This is a genomic window from Streptomyces sp. NPDC001717 (assembly GCF_042892775.1).
Classification (GTDB): domain Bacteria; phylum Actinomycetota; class Actinomycetes; order Streptomycetales; family Streptomycetaceae; genus Streptomyces.
In genome coordinates this window covers 1-1,290 of the sequence record NZ_JBIAUK010000070.1, presented here as the reverse complement: position 1 = coordinate 1,290, position 1,290 = coordinate 1, and the positions used below count along the sequence as shown (strand labels likewise).

Here is a 1,290-nt window from a genome sequence, read left to right as displayed (position 1 = left end):
GGCAGGTGGAGTGGAGGATGCCGCACCGGAGGTGGGGGCGGTGGGGGTCGGCCCGGCGAGGGTCGGTGCGGTGGGGGACGGCGCGGAGGGCGAGGGCGCACCGGCGGTGGGCGCGGCAGGGGAGGCCGCATCGGCCGTGGGCGCAGTGAGGGAGGCGGCGGGTGGTGGTGCGGGGTGCCGGTGGGACTCCGGGCCGCCGAGGGCCGTGGTCAGGCCGAACGCGAGGGCCGCCACCATCGCAACGGTGCCTCCCGCGAGGGCGGCTCGCCGGCGACGGCGCCGGGAGACGGCCCGTCGTCGAACCTCCGCGCCCGTCGTGGGCGCGGGGCTGGCGCCGGCGGCGCTGTCGGCCAACTCGCGCAGGGCGGAGGACAGGTCATCGGCCACCGTCTTCCTCCTTCTCCTCGCCACTTCCGCCCACCACACCGACCCCGTTCGCCGGGAGCAGCTTGGCGAGGGCGGCCCGGCCGCGTGACAGGCGGGCCTTGACCGTACCGGTCGGTGCGCCGGTCTCGGAGGCTACCTGCTCCACACTGAGGTCACACAGGTGGTGCAGCACAATCGCCAGGCGCTGGGGCTCCGGGAGCTGTCGCAGCGCCGCGACGAGGGCGACGTGCTCGGGACCGGGTCCAGGAGCGTGATCGGGTGGCGGGGTGCGGCGCACCAGCTCCAGCCACCGCCGCGCCCGCCGCCAGTTGCCGATCGCCAGACGCATCGCGACCGTGCGGATCCAGGCTTCGGGTGCCTCGGTGGCGAGGAAGTCACGCCGCCGGTCCCAGGCACGTACGAAGGCTTCCTGGACAACGTCCTGGGCCTGGCCGTGGTCACCGGTGAACGAGTACACCTGGCCGACGATCCGTGGGAACGCCGAAGCGTAGAACGCGTCGAACTCGTCCTCCGTCATACCGCCCCCTCGGTCCCAAAACTTTCCCGAACTGCTTGCAACCCGCCGGCTCTTGGCGTGCGTACAGGTCGCGTACAGCGAAGAACACCACACAGGGGGCTCTGTTGACCAGGGAAAACAAGGTAATCGGGAAGGCGGTGGCCGCGGCCGTCCTCGGCGCGCTGCTGCTCGCGTCCACGGCATGCCGGCCGAGCCGGGCCGACGCGGCGGGCGACTCCAAGTCCTCGGAGCAGCCGAGCGCGGCGAGCTCGCCGAGGACGGGGGAGACGGGGGAGACGGCTTCGGCCAAGCCGGGGGAGGCTTCGGCCAAGCCCGGCGGTGGTTCGGCGAAGCCCACCGGCGGTTCGGGCAACGCCGGCGGCGGCGCCGGCAAGGGCGACGGCACG

Annotated in this window: 1 protein-coding gene and 2 pseudogenes; 1 reads left to right on the top strand and 2 read right to left on the bottom strand. The window is 74.0% G+C overall.

Annotated features, from left to right (window positions below):
- Positions 1-387: pseudogene (locus ACFYZL_RS40075) on the bottom strand (hypothetical protein); the annotation flags it as partial.
- Entirely contained in the window at positions 377-904 is a 528-nt protein-coding gene (locus ACFYZL_RS40070) for a SigE family RNA polymerase sigma factor (RefSeq protein WP_384759372.1), read from the bottom strand. The pseudogene ACFYZL_RS40075 and the gene ACFYZL_RS40070, both read right to left, overlap by 11 nt.
- Before the next feature lie 104 nt (positions 905-1,008).
- On the opposite strand from ACFYZL_RS40070, the pseudogene ACFYZL_RS40065 reads away from it, so the two are divergent.
- Positions 1,009-1,290 (top strand): annotated as a pseudogene (locus tag ACFYZL_RS40065) (hypothetical protein); the annotation flags it as partial.

What these genes read in the sequence shown, in the direction of transcription:
- ACFYZL_RS40070 (WP_384759372.1), bottom strand. Translation starts at nt 904, where the DNA reads ATGACGGAGGACGAGTTCGACGCGTTCTACGCTTCGGCGTTCCCACGG.